This is a genomic window from Mycobacteroides salmoniphilum, from assembly GCF_004924335.1.
In the GTDB taxonomy this organism is placed as follows: Bacteria; Actinomycetota; Actinomycetes; order Mycobacteriales; family Mycobacteriaceae; genus Mycobacterium; species Mycobacterium salmoniphilum.
The window spans coordinates 188,508-214,187 of record NZ_CP024633.1; the positions used below are offsets into that span (position 1 = coordinate 188,508).

At 64.9% G+C, this 25,680-nt stretch carries 28 protein-coding genes and 3 tRNA genes; 17 read left to right on the forward strand and 14 right to left on the reverse strand.

The window, feature by feature from the left end:
* Nucleotides 1-10 precede the first annotated feature (10 nt).
* Complete coding sequence (locus tag DSM43276_RS00890) at nucleotides 11-1,207, forward strand: cysteine desulfurase-like protein (protein ID WP_078330329.1); 1,197 nt, start codon at nucleotides 11-13, stop codon at nucleotides 1,205-1,207.
* A gap of 23 nt (nucleotides 1,208-1,230) precedes the next feature.
* On the opposite strand, the gene DSM43276_RS00895 is transcribed toward DSM43276_RS00890, so the two are convergent.
* A complete protein-coding gene (locus DSM43276_RS00895) occupies nucleotides 1,231-2,217 on the reverse strand; it encodes an NAD(P)H-quinone oxidoreductase (RefSeq protein ID WP_078330330.1) in 987 nt (328 codons plus the stop codon).
* A 102-nt stretch (nucleotides 2,218-2,319) separates the two neighbouring features.
* Here DSM43276_RS00895 and DSM43276_RS00900 point away from each other — a divergent pair, with 102 nt between their 5' ends.
* Both DSM43276_RS00900 and DSM43276_RS00905 read left to right on the forward strand, forming a co-directional pair.
* Complete coding sequence (locus DSM43276_RS00900; RefSeq protein WP_109556178.1) at nucleotides 2,320-2,823, forward strand: MarR family winged helix-turn-helix transcriptional regulator; 504 nt, start codon at nucleotides 2,320-2,322, stop codon at nucleotides 2,821-2,823.
* 31 nt (nucleotides 2,824-2,854) lie between these two features.
* Nucleotides 2,855-2,941, forward strand: a tRNA-Ser gene (locus DSM43276_RS00905).
* A 197-nt stretch (nucleotides 2,942-3,138) separates the two neighbouring features.
* Here DSM43276_RS00905 and DSM43276_RS00910 read toward each other — a convergent pair.
* Nucleotides 3,139-3,660 (reverse strand): OsmC family protein, encoded by a 522-nt coding sequence (locus DSM43276_RS00910; RefSeq protein WP_078330386.1) that lies wholly within the window; start codon nucleotides 3,658-3,660, stop codon nucleotides 3,139-3,141.
* Between the two features lie 115 nt (nucleotides 3,661-3,775).
* Between DSM43276_RS00910 and DSM43276_RS00915 the strand changes: the two genes are divergently transcribed.
* The 3 genes from DSM43276_RS00915 to DSM43276_RS00925 are packed head-to-tail and all read left to right on the forward strand — an operon-like array spanning nucleotide 3,776 to nucleotide 5,586.
* The gene (locus DSM43276_RS00915; protein WP_078330332.1) at nucleotides 3,776-4,576 is read left to right on the forward strand and encodes a class I SAM-dependent methyltransferase; all 801 of its coding nucleotides are present in this window, start codon (nucleotides 3,776-3,778) and stop codon (nucleotides 4,574-4,576) included.
* Nucleotides 4,573-5,238 (forward strand): helix-turn-helix transcriptional regulator, encoded by a 666-nt coding sequence (locus DSM43276_RS00920; RefSeq protein ID WP_078330333.1) that lies wholly within the window; start codon nucleotides 4,573-4,575, stop codon nucleotides 5,236-5,238. The genes DSM43276_RS00915 and DSM43276_RS00920 overlap by 4 nt, the downstream gene beginning before the upstream one ends.
* 12 nt (nucleotides 5,239-5,250) lie before the next feature.
* On the forward strand, nucleotides 5,251-5,586 hold the full coding sequence (locus DSM43276_RS00925; RefSeq protein WP_078330334.1) for a cupin domain-containing protein: 336 nt from the start codon (nucleotides 5,251-5,253) through the stop codon (nucleotides 5,584-5,586).
* 16 nt (nucleotides 5,587-5,602) lie between these two features.
* Here DSM43276_RS00925 and DSM43276_RS00930 read toward each other — a convergent pair whose 3' ends face one another.
* The 3 genes from DSM43276_RS00930 to DSM43276_RS00940 are packed head-to-tail and all read right to left on the reverse strand — an operon-like array spanning nucleotide 5,603 to nucleotide 8,914.
* Nucleotides 5,603-6,076, reverse strand: a complete 474-nt coding sequence (locus DSM43276_RS00930; RefSeq protein ID WP_078330335.1) for a hypothetical protein — start codon at nucleotides 6,074-6,076, stop codon at nucleotides 5,603-5,605.
* Between the two features lie 56 nt (nucleotides 6,077-6,132).
* Entirely contained in the window at nucleotides 6,133-8,004 is a 1,872-nt protein-coding gene (locus tag DSM43276_RS00935; RefSeq protein ID WP_078330336.1) for a family 2A encapsulin nanocompartment cargo protein cysteine desulfurase, read from the reverse strand.
* Nucleotides 7,991-8,914: a family 2A encapsulin nanocompartment shell protein gene (locus tag DSM43276_RS00940; RefSeq protein WP_078330337.1), complete on the reverse strand. Its 924-nt coding sequence runs from the start codon at nucleotides 8,912-8,914 to the stop codon at nucleotides 7,991-7,993. The genes DSM43276_RS00935 and DSM43276_RS00940 overlap by 14 nt, the downstream gene beginning before the upstream one ends.
* A 417-nt stretch (nucleotides 8,915-9,331) precedes the next feature.
* On the opposite strand from DSM43276_RS00940, the gene DSM43276_RS00945 reads away from it, so the two are divergent.
* A complete protein-coding gene (locus DSM43276_RS00945; RefSeq protein ID WP_078330338.1) occupies nucleotides 9,332-10,603 on the forward strand; it encodes a thioester domain-containing protein in 1,272 nt (423 codons plus the stop codon).
* Here the strand turns inward: DSM43276_RS00945 and hisC are convergent.
* Nucleotides 10,600-11,676 (reverse strand): histidinol-phosphate transaminase, encoded by a 1,077-nt coding sequence (hisC, locus tag DSM43276_RS00950; RefSeq protein ID WP_078330387.1) that lies wholly within the window; start codon nucleotides 11,674-11,676, stop codon nucleotides 10,600-10,602. The genes DSM43276_RS00945 and hisC overlap by 4 nt on opposite strands.
* 135 nt (nucleotides 11,677-11,811) lie before the next feature.
* On the opposite strand from hisC, the gene DSM43276_RS00955 reads away from it, so the two are divergent.
* The 3 genes from DSM43276_RS00955 to DSM43276_RS00965 all read left to right on the forward strand — a co-directional run bounded on the left by DSM43276_RS00955 (nucleotide 11,812) and on the right by DSM43276_RS00965 (nucleotide 12,484).
* Nucleotides 11,812-11,900, forward strand: a tRNA-Ser gene (locus DSM43276_RS00955).
* 48 nt (nucleotides 11,901-11,948) lie between these two features.
* Nucleotides 11,949-12,024 (forward strand) — tRNA-Arg (locus tag DSM43276_RS00960).
* Nucleotides 12,025-12,052: 28 nt separating this feature from the next.
* On the forward strand, nucleotides 12,053-12,484 hold the full coding sequence (locus tag DSM43276_RS00965) for an SRPBCC family protein (protein WP_078330339.1): 432 nt from the start codon (nucleotides 12,053-12,055) through the stop codon (nucleotides 12,482-12,484).
* On the opposite strand, the gene DSM43276_RS00970 is transcribed toward DSM43276_RS00965, so the two are convergent.
* A complete protein-coding gene (locus DSM43276_RS00970; protein WP_078330340.1) occupies nucleotides 12,469-13,077 on the reverse strand; it encodes a TetR/AcrR family transcriptional regulator in 609 nt (202 codons plus the stop codon). The genes DSM43276_RS00965 and DSM43276_RS00970 overlap by 16 nt on opposite strands.
* Nucleotides 13,078-13,190: 113 nt before the next feature.
* Between DSM43276_RS00970 and DSM43276_RS00975 the strand changes: the two genes are divergently transcribed.
* The 5 genes from DSM43276_RS00975 to DSM43276_RS00995 all read left to right on the forward strand — a co-directional run bounded on the left by DSM43276_RS00975 (nucleotide 13,191) and on the right by DSM43276_RS00995 (nucleotide 17,859).
* Entirely contained in the window at nucleotides 13,191-13,415 is a 225-nt protein-coding gene (locus tag DSM43276_RS00975; RefSeq protein ID WP_078299038.1) for a hypothetical protein, read from the forward strand.
* A gap of 89 nt (nucleotides 13,416-13,504) precedes the next feature.
* Nucleotides 13,505-15,094, forward strand: a complete 1,590-nt coding sequence (locus DSM43276_RS00980; RefSeq protein WP_078330341.1) for a GMC family oxidoreductase — start codon at nucleotides 13,505-13,507, stop codon at nucleotides 15,092-15,094.
* A gap of 67 nt (nucleotides 15,095-15,161) precedes the next feature.
* Nucleotides 15,162-15,455 (forward strand): hypothetical protein, encoded by a 294-nt coding sequence (locus tag DSM43276_RS00985; RefSeq protein WP_078330342.1) that lies wholly within the window; start codon nucleotides 15,162-15,164, stop codon nucleotides 15,453-15,455.
* The gene (locus DSM43276_RS00990; protein WP_078330343.1) at nucleotides 15,455-17,353 is read left to right on the forward strand and encodes an alpha/beta hydrolase; all 1,899 of its coding nucleotides are present in this window, start codon (nucleotides 15,455-15,457) and stop codon (nucleotides 17,351-17,353) included. The genes DSM43276_RS00985 and DSM43276_RS00990 overlap by 1 nt, the downstream gene beginning before the upstream one ends.
* Nucleotides 17,350-17,859, forward strand: coding sequence for a hypothetical protein (locus tag DSM43276_RS00995; protein ID WP_134085971.1), 510 nt, complete (start codon nucleotides 17,350-17,352; stop codon nucleotides 17,857-17,859). Before DSM43276_RS00990 ends, DSM43276_RS00995 begins: the two co-directional genes overlap by 4 nt.
* On the opposite strand, the gene DSM43276_RS01000 is transcribed toward DSM43276_RS00995, so the two are convergent.
* Both DSM43276_RS01000 and DSM43276_RS01005 read right to left on the reverse strand, forming a co-directional pair.
* The gene (locus tag DSM43276_RS01000) at nucleotides 17,856-18,539 is read right to left on the reverse strand and encodes a histidine phosphatase family protein (protein ID WP_078330345.1); all 684 of its coding nucleotides are present in this window, start codon (nucleotides 18,537-18,539) and stop codon (nucleotides 17,856-17,858) included. The two genes, DSM43276_RS00995 and DSM43276_RS01000, sit on opposite strands and share 4 nt — an antisense overlap.
* A gap of 17 nt (nucleotides 18,540-18,556) precedes the next feature.
* Nucleotides 18,557-19,240, reverse strand: a complete 684-nt coding sequence (locus tag DSM43276_RS01005) for an SHOCT domain-containing protein (protein ID WP_078330346.1) — start codon at nucleotides 19,238-19,240, stop codon at nucleotides 18,557-18,559.
* A 48-nt stretch (nucleotides 19,241-19,288) separates the two neighbouring features.
* Here DSM43276_RS01005 and DSM43276_RS01010 point away from each other — a divergent pair, with 48 nt between their 5' ends.
* Nucleotides 19,289-20,524: an acyl-CoA dehydrogenase family protein gene (locus tag DSM43276_RS01010; protein WP_078330347.1), complete on the forward strand. Its 1,236-nt coding sequence runs from the start codon at nucleotides 19,289-19,291 to the stop codon at nucleotides 20,522-20,524.
* Here DSM43276_RS01010 and DSM43276_RS01015 read toward each other — a convergent pair.
* The 5 genes from DSM43276_RS01015 to DSM43276_RS01035 all read right to left on the reverse strand — a co-directional run bounded on the left by DSM43276_RS01015 (nucleotide 20,514) and on the right by DSM43276_RS01035 (nucleotide 24,965).
* Complete coding sequence (locus DSM43276_RS01015) at nucleotides 20,514-21,797, reverse strand: threonine/serine exporter family protein (protein ID WP_078330348.1); 1,284 nt, start codon at nucleotides 21,795-21,797, stop codon at nucleotides 20,514-20,516. The two genes, DSM43276_RS01010 and DSM43276_RS01015, sit on opposite strands and share 11 nt — an antisense overlap.
* A gap of 47 nt (nucleotides 21,798-21,844) precedes the next feature.
* On the reverse strand, nucleotides 21,845-22,624 hold the full coding sequence (locus DSM43276_RS01020; protein WP_078330349.1) for a hypothetical protein: 780 nt from the start codon (nucleotides 22,622-22,624) through the stop codon (nucleotides 21,845-21,847).
* A gap of 7 nt (nucleotides 22,625-22,631) precedes the next feature.
* Nucleotides 22,632-23,000, reverse strand: a complete 369-nt coding sequence (locus DSM43276_RS01025) for a LapA family protein (protein WP_078330350.1) — start codon at nucleotides 22,998-23,000, stop codon at nucleotides 22,632-22,634.
* A 103-nt stretch (nucleotides 23,001-23,103) separates the two neighbouring features.
* Nucleotides 23,104-24,186, reverse strand: coding sequence for an NAD(P)H-dependent amine dehydrogenase family protein (locus DSM43276_RS01030; protein ID WP_078330351.1), 1,083 nt, complete (start codon nucleotides 24,184-24,186; stop codon nucleotides 23,104-23,106).
* Complete coding sequence (locus DSM43276_RS01035) at nucleotides 24,183-24,965, reverse strand: SDR family oxidoreductase (protein ID WP_078330352.1); 783 nt, start codon at nucleotides 24,963-24,965, stop codon at nucleotides 24,183-24,185. The genes DSM43276_RS01030 and DSM43276_RS01035 overlap by 4 nt, the downstream gene beginning before the upstream one ends.
* A gap of 71 nt (nucleotides 24,966-25,036) precedes the next feature.
* Between DSM43276_RS01035 and DSM43276_RS01040 the strand changes: the two genes are divergently transcribed.
* Nucleotides 25,037-25,657 carry a TetR/AcrR family transcriptional regulator gene (locus tag DSM43276_RS01040; RefSeq protein ID WP_078330353.1) on the forward strand — a complete coding sequence of 207 codons (621 nt, stop codon included), beginning with the start codon at nucleotides 25,037-25,039 and terminating at the stop codon, nucleotides 25,655-25,657.
* Nucleotides 25,658-25,680: the final 23 nt, after the last annotated feature.

Below are 25,680 nucleotides of genomic sequence, written 5' to 3' on the forward strand. Positions count from 1 at the left end.
GGTGTCTGGCATGGCTTATGACGTCGCCCGGGTGCGTGGTTTGCACCCGTCCCTCGGCGACGGGTGGGTGCATTTCGACACCCAAGCCGGGATGCTGATCCCCGATGCGGTTGCTACGACTGTATCCACCGCGTTCCGCGGATCCTTTTCCGACACGCGGGGGCCTCACCCCAGCGCCCGGCGCAGTGCCGCCGTTCTCGAGGCCGCTCGACACGCTGCGGCAGATCTGGTGGGCGCCGACCCGCGCGGGGTGGTGCTGGGCAGTGACCGCGCGGTCCTGCTCAACTCGCTGGCCGAGGGGTCGTCGTCCAAGGCGGGGCTGGGCTACGAGTTGGTGGTGTCCCGGCTGGACGAAGAGGCCAATGTGCAGCCGTGGCTGCGTTCGGCCAACCGGTACGGAGCCAAGGTCAAATGGGCCGAGGTGGACATCGAGTCCGGTGATCTGCCGTCCTGGCAGTGGGAGTCGTTGATTACCAAGCCGACCCGGTTGGTGGCGGTGACGGCGGCTTCGTCGACCCTGGGCACGATGCCGGATCTGCAGCAGGCCACCAAGCTGGCGCACGCGGTCGGTGGCATCGTGGTGATGGACTGTTCGAGCCTGGTGCCCTACCGCGCCGTGGACATCGAATCTCTCGATGCCGATGTCGTTGCCTTCAATGCGACGGCCTGGGGTGGACCACCGGTGGGCGCGTTGGTGTTTCGCGACCCCGCCCTGCTGGATTCGATCAGTTCGATATCGCTCAATCCGTTGGCCAGTGGTCCGGCGCGGCTGGAGCTCGGCGGGCATCAGTTCGCGATGTTGGCCGGCCTGGTCGCCAGCGTGGAGTACCTGGCTGGTTTGGACGAGTCCGCCTCGGGTACCCGGCGTGAGCGACTGTTGACGTCGCTGAACTCGGCGGGTGCGTACCTGGACTGGTTGTTCAGGTATCTGGTGAGCGCGCTGCGCACGTTGCCGCGCGTCATGGTCATCGGTTCTCCCGAGGACCGGATCCCGGCGCTCAGCTTCACCGTGATCGGGATTCCCGCCGACCGCGTGGTGCAGCGCCTGGCTGACAACGGGGTGTGCGCGATCGCCAACACCAGTTCGCGGGTGCTCGACGCCATCGGTGTGAACGAGATCGGCGGTGCGATCACGGTTGGGTTGGGGCACTATTCGACGGCCGCCGAGGTTGACCAGCTGGTGCGTGCGGTCGCCTCGCTGGGCTGATCGCTTCGGCCTGCTGTGACGGCTCAGAGCGTGAGCAGTACCTTCCCCACGACCTCGCCGCGCTCCAGGAGGCGATGTGCCTCGGCGGCATGGCTTATCGGGATCTCGGCACCCACGATCGGCCGGACTTTGCCCGCCTCGACGAGCGGCCACAGGTTCTGCGTGACGGACTCGACGATTGTGGCCTTGCCGGACGGCCCGTCCAGCGGCCGCCCGCGCAGGGTGGTGGCGGTGACAGAGCCGCGCTTGATGATCAGCTTGCCGATGTTCAGCTCGGCTACTGCGCCGCCTTGCATACCGATGATGACGAGGTGCCCGTCGTTGCCGAGAGCATCGATGTTCCGGTCTAGGTATTTCGCTCCCATGATGTCGAGGATGAGGTCGACGCCGGCGCCCTCGGTGAAGTTGTGAACTGCCTGTACAAAATCGGTGTCCCGATAGTTGATTGTCAGGTCGGCGCCAAGATCACCACAGGCGTCGAGCTTGTCAGGTGTGCCGGCGGTCACGGCAACCCGCACACCGAGTGCCTTGGCGACTTGAATGGCGTGGGTACCGATACCGCTTGAGCCGCCATGTATCAGGATGGATTGTCCGGCAGTCATTCTCGCCGTCATTACCAGGTTCGACCACACGGTGCACGCGACTTCGGGTAGAGCGGCCGCGACGTCAAGGCTGACATGTGACGGAATCGGCAGCAACTGGCCGACGGGTACTACCACTTTCTCGGCGTAACCACCGCCGGACAGCAGCGCACAAACATGTTGCCCCACAGTCCATCCTGTGACATTCGCGCCAACCTGGCTAATGGTTCCGGAACATTCGAGGCCCAGTATGTGGCTCGCCCCGGGCGGCATGGGGTACAGACCTTGTCGCTGCAGCAGATCCGCACGGTTAACTGCGGCGGCGGTGACGTCGATCAGTATTTCGCCTGGTCCTGGGGTTGGGTCGGGAACTTCGGTCCAGCACAGCGCTTCTGGCCCGCCCGGCTGGTCAACGGTGATAGCGTGCATGACAACCAGACTATGCCGAGCTATTGGTGGTCGCCGGGTTATCACTGCGGATGGAGGCGCGGTCGGGGCCGTAGCTTGGTCGGCGGAAGGGGGGGATTGTGTATGAGTACGCGTTCGGAGAGTGAAGTCCCAGGACTTGACCTCGCCGAATTTCGTTCGTGGCAAAACTTTTGGGTGGCAACTAATCGGTTGTACTTCTTGTTGAACCGGAAAATGGTTGCATCGCATGGTATTTCGTTGACGGACTTCCAAGTTCTCCAACAGTTGTTGCGATCAGCTAACGGTAGCTGCCGGATGGGGGATATCGCTACCAGCCTGCTGGCCTCGCGCAGCCGGATCACGCACCAAGTGCGCCGTCTGGAGGATCAGGGCCTGGTGAAGCGTGGGTCGATGCCGCACGACCGCAGGGCGGTGCTGGCGGCGCTCACCGAGCAGGGTCGCGCCCTCGGCGAGGCGGCAATGTCCACCTACGCCGAATGCGTCCGCGAGCACTACCTGACCCGACTGAGCCGGGCGCAGCAGGCCGCCATCGCGGAGAGCTTCCGGCGCGTCGGTGAGGGCGCCGAGGACGCGCTCAGGGACGGGGAGGGCCGCGGCGGGGAGTAGGCCGCCTGGCGGAGCCGCTAGGCTTGCGCACGGTGGCGTGGCAGAGCGGCCTAATGCACTCGCCTTGAAAGCGAGAGACGGCTAACACCGTCCGGGGGTTCAAATCCCTCCGCCACCGCTCTTGACTCCTCAGCTAGGCGCGTGAGCGCGCACCTGACGGCTACCGCAACCGCGGATGTTTCGGTTCCCGGCCCGGCTCGAACGGGCTGTCTCCCTCGCCGGCTGCGTATGCAGCGGACCGCGCGTACCGGTTAGCGCGGTCTGGGGCGGGGCGTCGGTGATGCTGCGAGGGAGGCTCTGCACCCGGCAACGCATTTAGGACCGCGGCCGCGTGATCAGTTGTGTGTGTACGGGGGTGGAGCCGGTAGTCAGATCCAACACCGGGCAATGCGCGTCCACGGCTTCGTGAAGTTCGCGGTACCGCTCGTCGCTGTCCGGCCCGGAGACCGTCACCGTGACGCGGATCTGCTGGAAGCCGGGGCGGACGCTGTCGTCCAGGCCGAAGAAGCCGCGCACATCGAGGTCGCCCTCGGCGCTGGCGCTGAGTGAATCGACTTGAATCCCTAGTCTTTCCGCCCAGAACCGATAGGTCACCACCTGGCAGGACAGCAGCGATGCCAGGTAGTACTCGACGGGATTGGGTGCTGTGTTCTGCCCGCCGAGGCTTGGCGGCTCGTCGACGTGGACGCGGTACTTGCCCAGGGTGATCTCGCTACCGACCGTGCCCTCTGGTTGGGCGGACGCCTTGAACACCACCGTCGCGGCGCTTGGCTTGTCGGCGACCGCCTGTCGGGTCGCATCGGTGATCGCGTTGAGGGACGTTGTCGAGGCAGTCACGCGCGGTGACATTAGTCGGGTAACCGCCGCGCCGGGAGGGTTGCGTCCGTGGTGAATCCAACGCTGCGGAAACGTAGGAATGTTTAAAAGGATAGATATCCTCTAAATTGGAGTTGTGGCTGACAGAGAAACGCTTCCGCTGGCTGGGCGCCGGGATGAAGACCTTCCCGGCCACTGGCTGCTGGCACGGTTGGGTAAGCGCGTACTGCGCCCGGGCGGGCGTGAACTGACCACCCGGCTCTTGGCCGCCGGGAAGGTGACTGATGCCGATGTGGTCGAACTCGGGCCCGGGCTGGGCCGGACTGCGCGCGACATCGTGGCGCTGCACCCGCGGTCCTATATCGGTATCGATGACACCGCGGCGGCCACGGAATCGGTGCGCAATGTCGTCGCATCGTGTGGTGGGCGCGTGATTGTCGCGGACGCCGCCAGTACGGGTCTGCCCGACGCCAGCACCGACGTCGTCGTGGGCGAGGCGATGCTGACGATGCAGAGCGACAAGGCCAAGCGGGCCATTGTGGACGAGGCATACCGGGTGTTACGGCCGGGCGGGCGGTACGCGATTCACGAGCTCGGGCTGACACCGGACTCCGTGGACGCGGCCACTAAGGACGCGATTCGCGGGGCTCTGGCCCGCTCGATCAAAGTCAACGCACGGCCGCTCACCGTGGCCGAGTGGAGTGAGCTGCTCCGTGCCTCGGGATTCGAGGTGGTGAGCACCGACCGGGCGGCGATGGCGCTGCTGCGCCCGCGGCGCGTCATCGCCGACGAGGGCATTATCGGAGCCCTGCGGCTGGTGAAAAACGTTCTCCTGCATGGTGGCGCGCGCAAGCGAGTGCTTGCCATGCGCCGTACATTTCGTGAACACAGCGACGCGCTGACGGCGGTCGCGGTAGTCGGCGTCCGGCCCCAATGACCGGTAACCGCAAAGCGGGCCAACAGCGCGACCGGGTGCTCGGGCTGTTGCGGGAGGCGCCGCAGCCGGTCGGCGTACAGCACATTGCCGATAGTCTGCGGATCCACATCACCACGGTGCGCTTCCACCTCAAGACCCTGGAAGAGCAGGGGCAGATCGTCCGGCGCGGTGGCAGTGCCGGCCAGAAGGCAGGCAGGCCCAGCCTCGCTTACGCGATCGCCCCACGGCTCGACTACGCCGATGTCGTGTCGCTTTTCGCAGTCCATCTCGGTGGCACCCCCGCCGAGCGTGAATCACGGGCGGCGCTGGTGGGGGCCGATCTGGCACACCGGGTTAACGTGGCGCGCCACCGGGTAGCCATCCCCGCCGCCGATTTGGTCGCGGAAACCCTTGGCGAACTGGGGTTTACAGTGCACTCCACGCTGATGTCCTTTGGTCGAATCACCGTGCAGATTTGTTCCTGCCCGCTCGCCGAGATCGCCGCGGCTGCCCCGGAAGTGGTCCGCGGGATCCAACGGGGTCTCATCCAGGAAGTTCTCGATGTCAACGCCGACGCGGTCGGCGGGCAGTTTCAGGTGACGGTGTCACCCGACGCCGGGCATGGGGATTGCACGGTCATTCTGGCTCTGCACCCGTGTGACGCAGTGCCCCAACACCAGTAAGGAGACCAGGCCATGGACGTCATCTCGATGGCAGCCCTGGGCGATGAGCAGTTCGCAACAGCGAAGAATGCGCATAGCGGCCGGGCGGCGCACACCGTGCACGGCGGCAGCGGCCATGTGCTGAGGCAGGTGGTGCTGGCTCTCGCCGGTGGTCACCAGCTTGCCGAACATGAAAACCCTGGTGAAGCAACCCTATTGGTGCTCAGTGGACGGGTGGAACTCGCGACGGCAACGGAGAAGGCCGTCTTGACCGCCCGCGACTACGTGATCATTCCGCAGGAGCGCCACGACCTTACGGCGGTTGAAGACTCTGTGGTGCTGCTGACCGTGGTCGGCCGGGTGGGGTGAAGCAGTCGCGGCTACATCACATCCGGGGGATGTTCAGCGGCACGTTCCAGCCGGCCAGCTTGCAGTCGATTTGTTTGGGGGATTGGTACCCCTCAAGGTAGGTCGCCGCCGATCCACAGGCCAAGTACGTCCCCGGCTTGAGGGCCACTGGCTGGTCGTCGGGTGGGAAGACCACCGAAACTGAATCCCCATTGTGGATGTCTCGGACCGCCGTGTACTCCAACGGCACCGCATTCGCCGCACCCTCCGGAGTGCCGTCGTCGACGGTCAGGCGCAGCGTGAACTCCATCGGCACGCTGTCCAGATTGGTGTAGCAGCCACTGGCGTCGATCCGTGTCTGCACCATCTGCGCCCCACCCACCGTTGCGATGTACGGTCTGGCGATACTGAAGTTGCAGCCGACCTCGTTGACGTCAGCCTGTGCGGGGACTGCCATCCCGGTCGCCGCGAGTACCGCCGCCAGCACGCCACCCAGCCATTCTTTGACCATGATCGCACTATGGCACATCTTTGCTGACGGGGCTAAGAAACCGGCCGCCTACCCCACTACGCCTTGGGCCCACCGCTTTCCGCCAGCCGCCGCACCGCATCGATGAAGACGTCGATCTCGTCGAAGGTGTTGTAGAACGCGAACGACGGCCGCACCGTCTGCTCCAGCCCCAGCCGCCGCAGAATCGGCTGCGCGCAGTGGTGTCCGGCCCGCACCGCGATGCCGTCGGCGTTGAGTGCCTTGCCGACCTCCACCGGTTCGTGCCCGTCGAGCACGAACGACAGCACCGATGCCTTGTGATCGGCCGTCCCCACCAGTCTTACGCCAGGTATCGCGGCCAATTGCGGAGTGGCGTACTCCAGAAGCGCATGCTCGTATTCAGCGATGCGGTCGATGCCGATGCGCTCCACATACCGCAGCGCCTCACCCAGTCCGACGGCATCGGCGATGTTCCCGGTGCCCGCCTCGAACTTGTTGGGCGGACCCTGGAACACCGCGCGCTCCAGGGTGACATCGGCGATCATGTTGCCGCCGCCCTGCCACGGGGGTGTTTCCGCCAACGCGTCCTCGCTGCCGTACAGCACACCGATCCCGGTGGGGCCGTAGATCTTATGGCCCGAGAAGACGAAGAAATCGGCGCCGAGCTCCTGCAGATTCACCGTGAGGTGCGGTACCGACTGCGCGCCGTCGATGAGTACGCGAGCGCCGTAGCGGTGCGCGATCTCGACGATCTGCTTGGCGGGCGTCACCGTGCCCAATGCATTGGAAACCTGGGTGGCCGCCACCAGTTTGGTGCGCGGTCCGACCAGGTCTTCCAGCTCGGACAGCAGCAGGTTGCCGGAGTCATCCACCGGGGCCACCTTGATGACGGCGCCGGTCTTCTTCGCGATCTGCTGCCACGGAACGATATTGGCGTGGTGCTCCAGGTGGGTGATGACGATCTCATCCCCGTGCCCGAGGTTCTTGCCGCCCCAGGCGTGCGCCACCAGGTTGATGGCTTCGGTGGCCCCGCGGACAAAGATGATGTTCTCGTCCGCCTCGGCGCCGAGGAACTTGCGGACGGCGCCGCGTGCATCCTCGTACGCGTCGGTGGCCCGTGCCGCCAATTCGTGTGCGGCACGGTGGATATTGGAGTTCTCGTGCTGATAGAAGTGCACCAGCCGATCGATCACCGACTGCGGCTTCTGAGTGGTCGCGGCATTGTCGAACCAGATCAGCGGCTTACCGTTGACGGTCTCGGACAGGATCGGGAAATCCGCCCGAATCGAGGCGACATCGAAGGCGCGCGCGTCCTCGTGGATCGGTGCCGCAGCAGGCGCCCCGCCCAAGAAGTAGTAGTTCGCCTCATCGCCTCCGGCCGGCGCCACCGGGGTCGTCCACCCGAGGTCGGGTACCCCCGGTGCCTCCGAGTACGGAGCCACGCGAGGTGAGGCGGCCGCTGGTGCGATGACGGGGGTGGCGAGCACCCCGGGGATCGTCGGAACCAGCCCCGAGGGGACGGCGAAATCGGCGAGACCTGTTGTCGGATAACCCGTTGTGGCGGCGTGTGCGGCAGAGGTGCCCGATGTCAGGTCACCGCCGCCACCCCGCGGAGCCACCGGCACCGCTCCGGGAACACCGTCGGGGGTCGCCGAACCGAAGGCCGCGACAGGTGGAGCCACCGTTGCCGTCGATAAGGCGTCCGCCAGCGGTGCCGGTGCGTACGGACTGGCCAACGAGCCCGCCGTGGCTGCCGCGGACGACCCCGCGGTCGCGTCCGGGACGGTGCCCCGGGGCGCGACGGGTACCGCCGGTCCCGGGGTATCGATGCCCGGAGCTCCCGAAGGCGTTGCCTCCCAGAACAGCTGAGTGGCCAACGCCGACAGCTCCGCCGCAGACGGGAATCCAGGTGGGCTGTCGGTTACCGGGATCGCGTCACTTGTAGACATGGAACTTGTCCACCTGCACATCGTCGAGAACGGCCAGTGCGTCATCGGTCAGCACAGCCAGCGACGAATACAGGGTGACGAGGTACGAGGCGATGGCCGACCGGTTGATACCGGTGAACCGCACCGAGAGACCCGGCGCCTGCTCTCCGACCAGACCGGGCTGGAACAGGCCGACGACGCCCTGGCGCTCCTCGCCGGTGCGCACCAGCAGGATCTTGGTCTTGGCGTCCTTCACGGGAACCTTGTCCGACGGGATGATCGGGATACCACGCCAGGTGATGAACTGCGCACCGAACAGACTCACCACAACCGGCGGCACGCCGCGGCGGGTGGCCTCTCGGCCGAACGCCGCCACACCCAGCGGGTGGGTCAGGAAGAATCCGGGGGTCTTCCACACCTTGGTGATCAGGGCGTCCAGGTCATCCGGGGTGGGAGCGCCGCCGAGGGTCTTGATGGTCTGCTCGGGAGTGGCCTGGGCCAGCAGGCCGTATTCCGCGTTGTTGATGAGCTCACTTTCCTGACGTTCCTTGATGGACTCGATGGTCAGGCGTAGCTGCTGGGCGATCTGGTCGTGCGGGCTGGAGTACAGATCAGAGACCCGGGTGTTGATGTCGAGCAGCGTCGAGATGGTCCGCAGTGTGTACTCGCGCGGGTTGGTCTCGTAATCGACGTAGGTCTGCGGCAGCGGGGCCTCACTCTCGCCCTGCTCTTCGCTGTGGATCGCGACCTTGTCCGGGTTGATCACGCGGTTTACCCGGTAGATGCCGGCCTCGACGGGGACCCAGTTCAGCAGATGCAGCAGCCACCGCGGAGTGATCGTCGACAGCTGAGGGACGGTCTTGGTGGCATTGGCTAGCTGCCGTGCGGCGAGATCGCCGAGGGCCTGGGATTCGTTCTTGGCAGCGGGCACAGCGGTTTCCTCCTGGGCGAATGGGATCAAGACCTGATGGCTCAAATCCTAATCGCGATTGGGTCGGCGCATCAGGTAACTAACACCCGTGCGCCAAACTCCGCGGGGCAGGGTTTCGCTGCCTGGCGGCATCGCGGCGGATTTGTCGCGCACGTCTGGGCCGGGAGACGGCGAGCCCGCAAAAATCCGGGCGTGCGGCCGGGCGTCCGTAGACTGGATGCATGCAGCACGTCGCACCATCGCACCGACTTCGGGCGATCAGCGGGCTGCGCGCCGACACCCTCGGGGCGCGCAGCGCCGCCGTGTGTTGCTGTTGTTGTTGATTCCCTAACCCCGCCCCTGGCATCCCAGCTGACCGTCTTTCGACGTTATCGAGCTGCTGGGCTGCAATCCGCCGGCACAAGGATCAACCAACCCATGACCAATCATTCTTTGCTATCGCTCGTCCAATGGCCATCCGCCCGCATTACTGGTAGGCGCCACGGCCACAATGCCGAGGTACTCCCACAGCGCCTGACGAGGTATCGCGGGGGCACCTATTCGTCCACCGTGGACGAGGTTGTGTTCACTGACGGAACTTCTGCTCGCACAGATTTAATTCGCCTCAACCCCACCATCGCCGCGTACTCGCTCGATATCGCGGGAATCGCCCCCAACCTGCCCTCGGGGTACGCGGTGGCGGACTGGCTGTCGGTGGCGAACCTGCGGGCCCGTACCCGCGAATCGCAGGTCGCCTGGATCTTGGCCAACTCCTTCCCGGCGCTGTCGACCGCACAGCTGAGCCGTAGGTTGCGTGCCGCCGGATACCTGAGTGAGGCCAATATCAAGGACCACGAGGCCATCGCCGGAACCCAGGCGGCCATCTGGTTTCTCACCAACGGGGTGGAGCTGGACACTGCGGCGCGCAATGTGCCCGGGGCAACCCGTAAGTCGCCGTCCTTCATCGAGTTTGAATTCAAGGAACGCCCGCAGCTGGGCGGCCTTACGGTGCGTACCGGTGCGGGGCAGAAGCCAGCCAACGTTCGGCTGCACGCGTCTGTCAACGGCGCCGTGTGGCGTGAGGTGTCCTCCTCGGAGTTGAGCTTCGCCGACGGCGAGGCGCGGTACGTCAAGACATTGGGTGTGGGCGCGACGGTTGCCGAAACCCAGCATGGCGCGCCGGATCTCGGATATCGCTTCTATCGCCTGTATGTGCAGGGCGGCACCGATGACGTCGAGGGTGTCGAGTTCTGGCTGCATGATGCGCGCAACCACCGCAACGCCGACCGTGTCGTGCAGCTGTACCAGTACCTACTGGAACAGTCGCTGATCGCCGCCGGTCAGGTGGACCGTGCTCCCGTGATCGATGACTCGCAGGCCGTGATGGCCGCGGGCCTGATGGGTCCGTTCGTGGTGGATTCGCAACGTCCGGTTCTGCTTTCACTCTCCGAGGGCGCCAAGGCGATGGACATCTCCGGGGCCGAGCTCACGGGACTGGTGGATTCGGGTACACGCTTCTACGTGCGCCCCGCGGAGTGCGTTGCGACGGTGACGGTTTCGGTGGTTGACCCGGTAGCGACCGCCCGCGTACTCACCGGAGTGGCCGAGGGGCCTTTGACCCCACTGGCATTGGTGCTCCCGGGTGCGCGAGAAGTTATCGAACTCACCGTCGAATGGGCCGAAGCCACGCAGCTGTCACGGGTGAGCTAGCGCCAGGTACGCGCGAACTCAAGGAATGCGTCGTTCTCCTCGGGCGCTCCAACGGTGACCCGTACGCCATCGGTTCCGAAGGGGCGCACGATGATTCGAGCCTCCGCGGAGGCTTGTGCGAATTCCGTCGAGCGCTCGCCCAGCGGCAACCACACGAAGTTTGCCTGCGAGGGCGGCACGTCGTACCCCGCCTCCCGGAGTGCGCTGGTTACCCGGGTGCGCTCGGCGACAACATCATTGGTCCGGGCAAGGAGCTCTTCCGCAGCGCCGATGGAGGCCACCGCGGCCGCCTGGGCGAGGCTGGATGCGCTGAACGGCACGTACACCTTGCCCAGCGTGCTGATCACGTCAGGATCGCCGATCGCATAGCCCACGCGTAGGCCCGCCAGGCCATATGCCTTTGAGAAGGTCCGCAACACAACCACATTGGGGTGTTCGCGAACCAGCGCGATGCTATCGGCGAATCCCTCGCGCACGTACTCGATGTAGGCCTCGTCGATCGCGATGAGGATATGAGCCGGCACCGTCTCAACGAACCGTCGCAGATCGGCAGGCGGCACCACAGTGCCGGTCGGATTGTTCGGGTTGCAGACGAAGATCAGCCGAGTGGCGTCCGTCACCGCGGCGGCCATGCCATCAAGGTCGTAGGTGTAATCGGTCAGCGGCACCTGAACCGGGGTGGCGCCGGCGACACGCACCACCAGGGGGTACGTCTCGAAGGAGCGCCAGCCGAACAGCACCTCGTCGCCCACCGTCGCGGTGATTTGTACAAGCTGCTGGCACAGGCTCACAGATCCGCATCCCACCGCGATGTGCTCGGGCGGCATGTCCACGTGTTTGGCCAGGTGCGAGCGCAGCTCGGCGTACCCGTTGTCGGGGTACCGGTTGATCCGTGCGGTGGCCTCGACGATGGCCGTACGGACGCTGGGCAGGGGGCCGTGCACGGTCTCGTTGCTTGCGAGCTTGATGGCGCCGGGGACGGTGCGGCCCGGGGTGTACGCCGGCAGTTCGGTCAGCTCGGGGCGTAGTCGCGCGGGCGCCGATGAGCCGCGTGCGCGAAGAGGATCAGACACGGCCACCAGACTATCGGTGCATGTTGGGCCGGACGACGACCAACGGCTTTGCCTTCCGGCCGCGCGGGCCTGTACTCTGTGCCCTCGGCGGTTCCGAATCCATTTATGGGTTCGGAGTACCGCTCGGGAAGTTCAGGAGGCGTGCCAGAGCGGCCGAATGGGACTCACTGCTAATGAGTTGTCCCCTTTACGGGGGACCGGAGGTTCAAATCCTCTCGCCTCCGCGTCGGTCTGCAGGCCAAACCTGTTGACCTGCAACAATTGAATAGCACGCGCCCGTAGCTCAACGGATAGAGCATCTGACTACGGATCAGAAGGTTAGGGGTTCGAATCCCTTCGGGCGCACCAGGACTTCTTCTCGAGTGAGTGAGAAGCTATGACACAGGTTCAACGGTATTTCCCGCACCCTCCCCATGATGTGTGGTCGGCCCTGGTCGATCCGGCATCGTGGTGGGGCAAGCCTGACACCCCGCCGGTCGACGTCACCGTGGGGAGCGCGTTCACGATGACCACCGTGCCGGTGGTGGGAACGCGGTTCACCGGCGTCTTCGAGGTTGAGTTTCTCGATGCCGTGCCGTACGAGCATTTGACCCTGGGTCTTCACGCCCACGCCGGCACGGGGCCCTCGGCCCGGTGGACACGTCACGTGGCCTTTCGCGAGCACGAGGGCGGCACGCTGCTGACCGTGACGAACAGAGGTGTCAATCTCGACGACGTCGACGAACGGATTCTGCTGCGGGTCGTCAAAGAGATCCAGGCGACCGAGTTGTACGGCATTGCCACACTGCTGGATCAGCCGCGCGGCTGATCCGCCAGCCCGTCCCGCAGCCGTTGAAATCCCTGGGCGACAAGCTCTCCGGGGCCTCCCAGGAGGGTGGAATCGGAGACTGCCAGTTGGATGACCGTCCCGAGGACCGCGTAGGCGGCGTTGCAGACCAGTCGCGGATACAGGTCCACGTCAGGATCCAGTCCAGTGCGCCGACCGACTTCGGCGAGCACGACGGTTCCCACATCATCGGAGCGGGCCGCGTCATGCGCTGACAGGCCCGGGTTCTGCGCCGACAACCGAGTGACGGCGACGGCGGTACTGAAGGCCTCGGAGGTCGCCAGGTCCAGCATCACTGCTTCCAGGGAATCGAACACATGCTCATCGGTAGGGCGCTGACGCAGCAGTCCGACGGCGTTGTCCTCGATGCCGCGCAACGAAAACAAGACGGCGTCTTCCTTGCTGGTGAAGTAGTTGCGAAAGGTGCGCGACGAGACGCGCACCGCGTCCGCGATCTCGTCGACCGTGACCGCCGACAGGTCGCCCCGGTCCAGCGCCAGTTCCAGGGCGGCGCGGCTCAACGCCAGCTTGGTCTCGGACTTCTTCTGCTCGCGCAGGCCGCTGGGCGGTGGCATGTGGCCATAGTAACAAACCTTCCGTTTGGGGAAACTTTTCCAAAAACGGAAACGTTCTATGGGTATATCCGGCGTCAGGGTGAGGCCGGGAGCATGAAGAAGAGGCAACTGACATGCGCAAACTACTGGCCTCAGTGGGTATCGCCGCCGTGTTGGCGGCCGGGGGCGTCGCGCTGGCCGGTCCGGCCGCGGCGGCTCCGTGCGGAAACGTTGTGGTGTGGGGCAACGGCGGCGGCGTCTGTGAGTCGGACTTCGCGCCCGACGGCAGCTTCACGCGCTGCGACACCGTGTACGTGCTCGGCATCGGCGGGACGAATTGCTACCGGGTGTACCCCTGAGCGCTATCGGGTGACCATCGCGGGCACACCTGGGACGTCGTGTACCAGAAGCTTCCCGACGCGGTGTCCAGTCCGCTACCGTCCCCCACATGGTTGAGGACTTGGCAGCTGACTACGTCATCGTGGGCGCGGGATCGGCGGGGGCGCCGCTGGCCACCCGGCTCTCCGAGCGCACCAACGATCAGGTGCTGGTCCTGGAAGCGGGACCCAAGGACAAGGACATGGGAATCCACATCCCGGCCGCGTTTTCGAAGCTATTCCGCAGCGATGTCGACTGGGACTACCTCACCGAGCCGCAGCCCCAGCTGAACAACCGTCAGATTTATTGGCCGCGAGGGAAAACGCTGGGCGGCTCATCCTCCATGAACGCGATGATGTGGGTCCGTGGATTCGCGGCCGACTATGACGACTGGGCAGCGGTTGCCGGCGATCAATGGTCCTTCGCGAATATCGCGCCCTACTTCAAGCGCATCGAGACGGTGGAGGGTGCGACCGAGAGTGACGAGGGCACCGAGGGTGCGCTGAAGATCTCCAAACAGCGCAGCCCCCGGTCCAGCACCGCAGCGTGGCTGGAGGCCGTCAAAGAGGCCGGATTCGACGTCGAGCGGGCCAATACTCCTGAACCCAAGGGGTTCTCGGAGACCATGGTGTGTCAGAGCGGCGGCCGCCGGTGGAGTACCGCGGACGGTTACCTCAAGCCCGGCCTGCGGCGGCGAAACCTGAATGTGGTCACCGATGCCCAGGTGCGCCGGGTGCTGTTCGACGGCACCAGAGCCATCGGTGTCGAGTATGTGCGCGACGGCATCACGCATACCGTGCGGGCCCGACGCGAGGTGATTCTGAGTGGCGGTGCCATCAATTCCCCGCAGCTGCTGATGCTTTCGGGGATCGGTGATGCCCAGCGTCTTGCCGGGCTCGGCATCGACGTGGTTGTCGATGCGCCGCAGGTCGGCCAGAATCTGCTCGATCACCTGTGCTGCCCGGTGGGCTATGCGGTCGAGGCGGACTCGCTCTACGGTGCGGAAAAACCGCTGCAACTTGCCAACTACTTCCTGCGTCATCGCGGCATGCTCACCTCGAATGTCGGTGAAGCGTACGGATTCCTGCGCAGCCGGGCCGATCTCGCACTACCAGACCTGGAGCTGATCTTCGCGCCCGCGCCGTTCTTCGACGAGGGTCTGGGTGAGGCCACCGAGCACGCCATCGTGATGGGCCCGATCTTGCTCAAACCGGCGAGCAGCGGCGAGATCACCCTGACCTCACCGGACCCGTTGGCCAAGCCGCGCATCGATCCGCGCTACCTGAGCGATGCCGCCGGGCAGGACCGCGCCGCCATGATGGTCGGACTGCGGACCACCGCCCGCATTGCCGAGACGCCGTCGATGCGGGCGATACTCGGTGAGATTCTCCGACCGAGGAACCCCAGCGATGACCTGGAGGAGACACTCGTCGCCGCGCTGGAGAACAACTCACACACCCTGTATCACCCCGTCGCTACCTGCCGGATGGGCACAGACGAGGCCAGCGTGGTCGCTCCGGATCTCACCGTGCGCGGTGTCCAGGGACTGCGGGTGGTCGACGCGTCGGTGATACCGAGTCTGATCCGCGGGCACACGCATGCTCCGTCAGTGTTGCTCGGCGAGAAGGCCGCCGATTTAGTTCTTTCTGCACAGGCATGAAACCGATCCGCGTCTCCGAACGTCTGACTGGATAGAGTCACCGGTGAGGAGTTAGCGGAGGGGAATCATGAGCGACGAGTTGGGTGTCCGGACCGAGGAGCTCGCGGCCATATCCAAGACGTGGCTGAGCGAGACGCTGCACATCAACGACATGCCCTGGACCTCATTTCAGGATGCCTCGGGTTCCGGAAGCGAAGTACTGGCCGCCATCCGCGATACCGCGTCGCCCGGAATTAAGTCGATGTCCTCGATCGCCCGCCGATTCTCGGATATGGCCGGGCTCGTCGATACCTTCGCCACCAACGTGACGGGGCAGGACGAGAAGACCGCCACGTCGCTGGACGCGCTCCGGCCACGCTGATGCGCCCGACGATCAGTCAACTCAGGGGCTGGAACCTCGATGCGCTCAGCAAGGCCGCCGACATCGCGCGCGATAACGCCCGGACGCTGGATGCGTCATTGGACTCGTGTGACCGCGTCTTCAACGATGCCTCGGGCTGGTTTGGCAAGACGCACGATGCGGCGCGGGCCAAGGTCGACCAGGAGCTGGACCACGGTCGCGAGGTCCGCAATGTCCTGAACCGGTTATCCGATGACGCCGAGGATGCGGGGCGAACACTCAAGCACGCCAGGGAGTACACGCTCCAGGACGTGGACGCCGCTGTGTCCGAAGGATTCACGGTGACCGATACCGGAGAGGTCAGCCACCCGGACTCGCAGAAGGCACAGGCTGCCGCCGATCATCAGCGCAGGATTCAGTCGGGTCTGGACGAGGTGGCGCGGCTGGACGAGATGTACGGCAGGAAGCTGCGCGAGGCCGTCAACGACCTGGAGGCCATGCGCGACGGGCAGCAGGACGTCACGTTGCCGACGGGGGAGAAGATCGATCCGGACGCGCTCGTCGACCGGGTCCGGGGCATGTCCGCGGAGGAGCGCCGTGCGTTCCTGGAGGGGCTGCCCCCCGGGACGGTGCATCAGATGGTCATCGCCGACCCCGAATTCATGGGGAACACCAACGGGGTGCCCTTCGATGTTCGCGCGGACGCCAACGAGATCAACATCAGGAACGCGCTTACCGACGAGTTGCAGAACCCGTCACCCAATCAGGCGCGGGTCGATCAGCTCAGAGCGATGCTCGAACCCATGGATGACCCGTTCGCAACGGTTCCCGCCGGAGGTTCTCCCGCCGACTTCAAGATCGATCGTAAGTTCGTCATGTTCTCCACCGAGGGCAACGGCCGGATGATCGAACAGATCGGCGACCTCAAACCCGGGGCGCCGGGCGTCGGAGTCTATGTTCCGGGCACCAACACCAACCTCAACGGCAGCAGGAACAACCACGACTCGGCGGTCAACCTGGCCAAACAGAGCGGGTCGCCGGTCTTCCTCTATATGGAGAACGATTTTCCGCAGGGGCTGGACAAGGCAACCGACCCGTCCTACGGCTTGGCGATGGCACCACAGCTCGTCTCGTTCGGCAAGGAGCTCGACGCGGAGGTCGCCCGCCATGCGCCCGGTACGCCCACGACCTACATTGGGCACTCGTATGGCGGATCCATCGTCGGTACCGCCGAACAGATGGGACTACGCGCCGACCGTGTGCTGTACGCGTCTTCTGCCGGCACCGGCATCCTCAGCACCGAGTGGCACAACCCCAATCCGAATGTCCAGCGGTTCTCCATGACCGCTCCCGGCGACCTCATCGGTGCCGCGCAACTCGCCCCACGGGACAGCGACATCCCCGCGAGATTCTCCCCGTTCCCGGGATTCAATCTGGACCTTCCGCCAGTGATTCCGCGGGCTCCGGACGGCGATATCGGCAATCCGCATGCGGGTAATCCGCTTGGCGGAGACCCGGATTCGATTCCCGGGGTAACCCGTCTCGATACCGGCTACTACAGCGATGACAACAAGAATCATCCCGGTGAGGTGGTGTTCGGCCCGAACGGGCACGGCAGCTACTGGGACGATCCGAAGTCCGATGCGTTCCAGAACATGGCGAATGTGATCAAGGGCGGCGAGGTGACCACCTATGTCGAACGAGGCATCGAGTCGAACAATGTCGACATCAACCTCGGGGATGACAGCAGCTTGAACGAATCGGTGAAGGACATCGCCAAGGCGTACGGCGATCAGTGGTTGTCGGGGGCCAAGATCGGCCCGTTCACGCTGCCGGTCAATCCCACATGGGAAGACCCCTACGGCAATCCGCATGTCACAGACAACCCCGGTCTGGGCCGGAAGGCGCAGGTTCGATGAGGCGCGCATGGACGGCCGCGATGGCGGGATTGACGATGCTGGTTGCGGTTTCGTGCAATCCCGGGGCGGACAGCGAGCAAGGAGGCAGTAAGAGCATGGAACCTACGTCGGTAAAGATGTCCGATGCGCTGCGGGTCACGGTCGAGAATCTGGCGTTCGTCACGGCGGAGAAGGTGCAGCCGGGTGTCAACGACATCGAGCGGATGGGCTGCCGCACGAGCTACAACTCGGCCCTCCCGGAGGGCCCCCCGTGGTGGTTGCGTCTGCAGCGCGATTTCGCGGACCCGACTCCGGAACTGATTTCGGGGGTGCTGGATCGCCTGGAATCGTTGTCCAGTAAGGGGTTTCGCCGCCAAGAAAGCAAGCGTCCGGAACCCGAGCCGCAGAACAGCCGGACCTATCGCGATGACGCCGGCTACATCGTGAGCGCCCGCGAAGACTTGCGCGGCAACGGGGTCCACGTGTACGTGGTCACCGCGTCGTCCCCGTGTGCCAACGAGGACTAGCGGTAGGTCACCAGATCCCGGTTACCGCCATCGCCGATCAGATGGGTGTGGTCGTTGAAGGCGAGCAGACTCAGGCCGCGCTTGCCGTTGACCAGTGAGGTGATCGACGAGTTGATGACAACACGTTGTGCGGTAAGCCAATTCGATACGCGCCCGCCGCTATCTGTGGCCCAGAGGTCAGCGACGATCATCCCGATGACTCCGGCGGAGGTGGCTACCACGGTGTCACCATCGCGCTGGGCGGCAGCGGCCATGGCGGCCAGCACGCGCTGCTGAAAGCGGGTGTAGCTCTCTGCGTATCCACCGGACGAATCGGTGCTGGCCCACTTCGCCAGGCCGTCCTCCAGAACGGCCTGGGTGTCGCCTTTGGCCAGGCTCTTGACGGTGTTCACGGACGCCAGGCGGCGCATCCGCGAGTTGCCGACAATCTCCTTGTAGTCGTACTCGTCCCACCGGTCGTCCTGCTGCGGCTCGGATCCCAGTGCGACCGAGATGGCCTCGCCGGTCTGCCGTTGCCGCTTCATCCCGCCGTGCAGGAGCCGGGTGCCGCGCAGGCCGCGGCGGGCGAGCTCGGCCGCCACGGTGTCGGCCTGTCGCTGTCCGACGCTGGTCAGCGGGCTATCGGGGCTGCTGGAGTAGTTGGCAGCCTGACCATGCCGGACCAGGTAGATGACGCCCATACAAGGAATCGTATCGACTAGCCGCCGTCGAGGAGTCGCCGCTTCTCTGCCTTGAACTCCGCCTCGGTCAGCGCACCGGAATCACGCAGGGCAGCAAGAGATTTGAGTTGCTCAATGCGAATTCCGTCGCCAGTGGGTTCATAGGAGGTGACCGGTTGCGCGGTAACCGGGGGCGCTGGACGGACAGCCCGTGATCTCATCAGTAGATAGGCGATCCAGCCCAGCGCTGCCGCGCCGAGTAATCCGGCGAAGCCCCAGGTGAGAGGCCAGTACGGGCTGCTGTGTCCGAATGCGAGGCGTGGATTGACGAACCCGTTGACCTCGCCCTCGACCTGCACGTCGTACGTGCCGGCGGTGGGGATCTGTGCGACCCATACCCGACGGCGCGCGTCGCCGTTCACCGTTGTCGAGCTTCCGATGCTCTCGCGGACCTGGGGTTCTGCCACACCGTCCGGCGGAAAGATGGACATACCAAGCTGGGGGATGAGCAGCCCGTTGTCACCGGACACCCAGGAGTGGAAGCTGACGGTCACCTCGCCCGCCGGCAGTTCCAGTCGGGTGTTGCCCGGGATCTTCACCTCGCCGTAGGCGTCGTACTCATCGAATACGAAGACGTTGAGGATCAGGGACACGATGATGCCGATAACCCCGCCGACGGTCATCGTGATGAGAGTCAGTACCGAGACCCGCCGCCTGCTCATGTGCCGAAGTCTGTCACGTGCCGCGTCAACCGCCCTAGCATCGGACAGATGGACTTCGCCCCCTCTGCCCGCGCCGCTGAACTGACCGCCGCCGTCCGGGAGTTCATCGACGCGCAGATCATGCCGGTGGAACGCGCGGTGCTGGCCCATCACGACCAGCTACTGGGTGCGCGTGCCGGTACGACGGCCGACCTCTGGGCCGTCCCTCCGGAGTTGGATGCGTTGAAGGCGAAGGCACGCGCCGCGGGATTGTGGAACCTCTTCCTGCCCGATCCGGAGCTCGGTGGCGGGTTGTCCAACTCCGAATATGCGCCGCTGGCCGAGCAGATGGGCCGATCGCTCTTCGCGCCCACCGTGTTCAACTGCAACGCACCGGATTCCGGGAACATGGAGGTGCTGCATCGGTACGGCAGCCAGGAGCAGAAGGAGGTGTGGCTCGAACCGCTGCTGGAGGGCGATATCCGGTCTGCCTTCTGTATGACCGAGCCCGATGTCGCGTCCTCCGATGCCACGAACATGGCGGCCACCGCCATCGTCGACGGCGACGAGGTGGTGATCAATGGCCGTAAGTGGTGGAGCACCGGCGTCGGTCATCCCGATTGCAAGGTGATCATCTTCATGGGGCTGACCGACCCCGGCGCGCATCGGTACGCGCGCCACTCGATGGTGTTGGTCCCGATGGACACCCCGGGCGTCACGGTCGAACGGATGCTGCCGACGATGGGGTTCTACGACGAGCCGGGTGGCCACGGCGTGGTGGCCTTCGAGAATGTGCGCCTGCCGGCGGATGCCTTTATCGCGGGACCGGGCAAGGGATTTGAGATCGCCCAGGGACGACTGGGGCCGGGCCGCGTGCACCATGCCATGCGCCTGATTGGCCTGGCCGAGGTGGCGCTGGAGCACGCGTGCCGGCGTGGACTGGACCGCACCGCATTCGGAAAACCATTGGTGAATCTGGGCGGGAACCGCGAGCGCATCGCCGACGCCCGCATCGCGATCAACCAGACTCGCCTGCTGGTACTGCACGCCGCGTGGCTGCTGGACACCGTGGGCATCATGGGTGCGTTGTCGGCGGTGTCAGAGATCAAGGTGGCCGCACCAAATATGGCTCAACAGGTCATCGACATGGCGATCCAAATCCATGGCGGTGGTGGCCTTTCCCATGATTTCCCGTTGGCGGCGGCCTGGGTGAACGCCCGCGCGCTGCGGCTGGCCGACGGCCCCGATGAGGTGCATCGCGGTGTGGTGGCCCGGATCGAGCTGGCGAAGCACGCTACCGACTGATGGTGAGCGCGTAACGCATACCGCGGTGCAGGCTCGCCCCCACCAGAAGTCCCAGCGCGATCGAGAAGATCGCCATGCAGGTGTCGAGCAGCGCGGTGAGGTTGGCATGTCCGGTGGCGGCGACCTCGCTGACATTGACGAAGCTCAACGCACCTGGCACCAGACACCAGAAAGCGGCCAGTAGCAACACGATTGCCGAAGGCGCGCCCTTGAACCGCGCGGCGAACAGGGCAAAGGGAACGACGGCGACGGCCCCGATGAATCCCGTCATGGCCGGTGCCAGGAACAAGCCGCCGAGTCGCTGTCCCAGCATGGCGACGCCGATCGCCAGAATCAGCCAGATGAGCGATCCGCGTGGCGCGGACTTGTACAGGTAGAACCCCACCGCGATCACCGGCACCGCCAGCGCGATCGTCCAACTGCCCAGCGGCGGCCCCAGTGCAGAGGGCTCCGGTGGCCCAGCCACTTTCACACCGATCACTACTCCGAACGCCAACAGCATCAGCTGTGCGATGCCGTACACGATGCGGGTGGACCCGGCCATCAGCTGGGTGCTCGTCAGCTCCAATGCCCCGATGGTGAGGGTCACCCCGGGGAGTACGGCGATCAGGGCCGGTGCCACCACTCGGGCCAGACCCTCGCTGGGCACATTCGCGACGATGAACGTACTGATCACCGTCACCACGAAGGCGGCCACGGCGGGCATCGTGGCCGCCAGGGTGGGCATGGGATTGGTCGCCAACATCAGCACGCCCACGATCAGGCCCAACACCAGGTAGGCGGGCAGTGCCGAGGAGGTTGGCGCCAGCGCCAGACCGAAGCCGAGGGTCAAGATGGTGTGCCCGATGACGGTGAGGATCGTCCCGAAACGTGGTTTCAAGCAGCGGATCTCGTAGATTCTCGCGATGGCGTCGGCCGGTGCGATCGCCCCGGCGGCGGCCATGTCGGCGATGGTGTCGATATGGCCGGCCTGGTCCAACTGCGCTGTGCTGCGGGTGGATTCCTCCACCTCCAGCTGCCCGGTGACGCCGTCGATCTGGATGATCAGCACCGTGGGCAGGACGACGGCACGCAGCTCCTTGTCGGTGTATTGCGGTGCGATGTCATGCAATTTGGCCAACACCAGGTTTGTGGGCTGACCGACCTCAAGCATTGCGATGCCGAGCATCCGCAGCATCGTGACAACCTCGGCGTCGTCGAAATGCTTCGCGTCAGCCAGTGGTACGGGCTTGTCCTTGAGAGCCTTCCGGACAAGCGCGGAGAACGTAGCCATCGGACATATTGTCCCGGTATGCGGTGTTTGGTGTCGACCGAATCGGTCTATTCGTCCAACTCGCGGTTGCGATCCTCGAATACGGTCCCGCATTTTTCGATCGCCGCGAGCATCCAGGGAAGGCTGTGATAGTCCGCTCGGGCGCGGTTCAGCCGGTCGTGCACGTCCTCGTCCTCGTGGTCGTTATAGGTGCTGGGGTAGCGACAGGCCAGGGAGCCGGGCGGTGTCCACGTCATCCCATGCTCCTCGAGAAACGAGTCGACGCTGGCAAGTTCGTGTATCTCCGTGCTGAGCTCGGGAACATGGCCTGCATAAATCTGCCCGGCCGCAGGGTCGGTGAAGACGCTTGCGAATTGTGCTTCAGCGGATCGTTCTGATCCTGGGTGATGCGCTGAAATCGCATCCCACACGGGTTGGGCGATCAGTGCGTGCACGATGAAATCGCCGCCGAGCAAAGTGGAGGGTTTATGGCCGCCACCGTTAGGCCCAAAGGAGGTGTTCACTTCGGAACACGTTGTGGTGCGCTCGATGACGTCGATGACCGACTGAATGCTGTTTCGTGTCGGTGGCAGTCGGGACTCGGGACGTGTGGTGTCGTCCGCGGCGATGAAGGCCCCGTCGTCGTACCGGTCCATGAAGTAGTTGAGCACTAGCGCGCTATTGGCGTCCGGCTCTGCGCCGATTGCGCCCTGCATGTTGTAGTCGCCATGCAGGGCCAGTGTGATCGGCGTGAACGCCTCGCCTATTCGCCTCAGGATCACCAACGCGGCATCCTGATACAGCAGACTGACTCCGGAGACCTGACAGTTGCAGTCGTAGAGACCCAACCGGATCCTAGGCCTTCAAGTTCTTCTTCGCCGCGCGCCGCAGCTGCACGATTCGCACCCCACCGACCAGGGCGGTGAGCGCTGCACCGGTGATGGCCGCGAACAACACCGTGATGCCCAGAGGCATCTGGATCTCCCACGAGAGGAAGTGGGTGGTCGTGTCCGTCAGGTTCTGCAGAATGAACACCAGCAGCAGAATCAGGATCAACAGGCCAAGGATGACGCCGGTCCAGGTCGCCGCCGCGCGGGTCCGCTTGACCGCGTCTTCCTTTTTGGCGGGCTTCGTGGCGGGCAGCGGTGGCTGCTCCCCGACGGGGATGTCGATCGATGTGTCGGCAACCGGAGAGTCCGGAGTCGTACCGGGGTCACTGGTCATGAGTTCATCATTTGCTACATGAGCGCTGATTGCAAGCGCCCGGGCTCGGCTTTTCGCGGAAAGGGCCGCGTGGATACCGCGAAAAGCCGATGCTCGGCGCAGGTCAGGCGCGGATAGTGCCTTGGCCCGCGATCAGGGGCAGATCTAGTGGTGTCAGGAAGCCCGGTTTAGCGTCGATAACCGCTGGTATCGCGTTGATGGCGCGCATCCCGGTGGCAAGGCAGCCGCCGATCGCGCCGTCGCCGGTGCGTTCGTCACGGAATACGGTCTCCTGGGTGATGTTCGGACTGCCCTTGATCTCGATGCGGTAGGCGTCGTTGTCGACCGACTGCGCCCGCGGCCAATGCGGCGCGGTGGCGTTGGTGATCCGGTTGACGTGCTCAATGACGATTTTCGGCTTCCCGCCCACCCAGCCGCGGATCTCGAATCGCACCGCAGCGCAATGCCCCGCCTCGATGGTGCCGGTGTTGGGCTCGGCGCCGTAGGCGATCGCGGTTGGGGTGGCCCACTTTTCGTAGACGGTGTCAATCTTGTCAAGTTTCACCCCGACGGCGTCGGCGATCATCGGAATGGTGTGGCCCCAGGCCAGGATCAGCACCTCGGGAATCTCCAGCACGGCGGGTTGGTCCATGGGTGCGCCCAGTCCCATCGGCATGCTGAAATCACCGTTGTAGTACTGGTAGTCCAGAAGCTCTTGTACCAGTACCGAATCCACCCGTCCGCCCACGCCGAGCAGGGTCAGCGGGAACAGATCATTCGCGAAGCCGGGGTCGATGCCAGTGGTGAAACAGGAGGTCTGACCGTCCTCGCAGGCCTGCGTGATATCGGTCAGCATCTCGGGCGGGCACACCTGCGGGTACACCCACGGTGTCATCGCGGTGGAGACGATGTTGTGCCCACCGCGTAGCGCCCGGGACATGTTGTCGATGTTCTCCAGTGCGTACTGCGCCGTTGGCCCGAAGTATGCGACGGTGCCCTCGGTGCCCAATGCGGCGTCGATATCGGTGGTAGCCGCGAGTCCGATCGGGTGACTGCCGACCAGGGTCCCCACGTCCACGCCGTCCTTGGCGGGATCGTGTACCAGGACGGCGGCCAGCTCGAATACCGGATGGTCCAACAGCTCGCGGATCACCAGCTTGCCGACAACCCCTGTGCCCCAAACGATGACGGGATACTTATCACTCATGCGAAGAACTCTCCTGCGTTGACGAATAGGGTCTGCCCGGTCACCATGCGTGCCCGATCAGATGCGAAGAACACCACCGCGTCCGCGACGTCTTCATCGGCGGGCATCTCGCCCAGGGGGAATTTGGCCGTCAGTTCCGCCAGCACCTCCGCTTCGGTGATGCCGCGCTGCTGGGCGACCAGACCGATGTACAGCTGGATGGGTGGCCCGTACATCCATGTCGGCACCACCATGTTGAGCCGGATCTTGTGCGGCCCCAGCTCCTTCGCCAGCTGATACATGGCGTTCTGCAGGGCTCCCTTGGACGTCGCATATGCGGCCTGGGGCAGCTGTGGATGGAACGCCGATTGTGAACCGATGAAGACCACCGACCCGCCGTTCTTCTTCAGTTCCGGTACGGCCACCTGAACGAGTTGGAGCGTGCCGACGACGTTCGTGCTGAGCATCGCTTGCCACTGCGCCAGATCCGCGCCCTCGATACCGCCGAACACGTCCTCCTTGGCCGCAACGTTCACCAGTGCGTCCACCGCGCTGAACCTCTCGACGGCGGTGTCGATGAGGCCCTGGCACGCTTGTGCGTCGTTGATGTCGGTGACCGCCCAGGCGGCGGTGCCTCCGGTGTCGTCGAGTTCGGCCGCGAGGCTCGTAAGGTTTTCCCGGGTCCGCGCGCCGAGCACCACATTCGCGCCGTCCTGGTGCGCCTTGAGCGCGACCTCCCGGCCCAACCCGGTGCCCACGCCGGATATCACCACCGTTTTTCCGGAAAGAAGTCCTGTCATCGGCTGCCCTTCTGTCTGTGACCCACGCCACCAACCTTCTTAATACGTAACATGGTGTACCGTTATTTGCAATGACTACTGACGAGTTACCCGTGGGCAGGGGTCGCCGCCGCAGTTCCGATATCGACACCAAGGCGCTTGCTGCCGCGCGTGAGCTCCTGGTGGAGCAGGGGTGGGACGCCACCACCATGGTTGCGATCGCCGAGCGGGCCGGTGTAGGCAAGCCCGCGCTGTACCGCCGCTGGCCCTCGCGCGCGCACCTGGTGTTCGAGGCGGTTTTCGGTTGGACCGCGCCGACCCGGGAGATGAGTGCCGCCGCGGGAGTTGGCGACTGGGTCCGGGAATCCTGCTCGTACACAGCCGAACTCTTCGAACGGCCGGATGTCATCGCGGCCGCCCCCGCCCTTCTCGGCCAGATGCGGACCGATCCCGAATTGGGGCAGGCTCTGTGGGCGAGCTTCGGTGAGACGGGTGCCGAACTCCTGTCGCAGGTGATGCGCGCTCAGCGCCCGGAGATCGGGCAGCACGAGGCGCGCGACCGGGCCAACGCCACCATGTTGATGATCATCGGAGCGAATGTCCTCGCTCGTCAGTTGCTTCCCGATGAGCAGGCGGAGGCGGTTATCAAATATTTGCCAGAGCTTCTGGCAGGGCCGGGTGGAAGTCCCGAAACCGCGGACCCTACTGGTTAGCCACCGGAATCTTCCTGACGGTA